At 51.6% G+C, this 244-nt stretch carries 1 protein-coding gene; it reads left to right on the top strand.

The genetic code is table 11. From position 1 onward, the window contains the following. Nucleotides 1–244, top strand: a 244-nt coding sequence (locus AB1471_RS17765) for a pseudouridine synthase family protein (protein ID WP_496350347.1), incomplete at both ends; no start/stop codon positions are given.

Here is a 244-nt window from a genome sequence, read left to right as displayed (position 1 = left end):
CCACCTTTTCGCTGGAGCAACTCCGGCAGGCGGCAGGAAAATTTCTGGGGACCATTCAGCAAGTACCTCCGCCTTTCTCAGCCAAGAAGATCGCTGGAGTACCTGCGTACAAGATGGCCCGCAAGAATCAACCGGTTGAGCTAAAGCCAAAGCAGGTCGAAGTCAAAGAATTTGAAATTTTGGACTTTGATGGCGAAAGGGCTCACTTTACGGCATGGGTGAGTTCGGGTACCTATTTGCGGTC

It is taken from the genome of Jeotgalibacillus marinus (assembly GCF_040801915.1).
Taxonomy (GTDB): Bacteria; Bacillota; Bacilli; order Bacillales; family Jeotgalibacillaceae; genus Jeotgalibacillus; species Jeotgalibacillus marinus.
The sequence above is the reverse complement of the archived record's forward strand: the minus strand, read 5'-3'. Positions and strand labels throughout refer to the sequence as shown.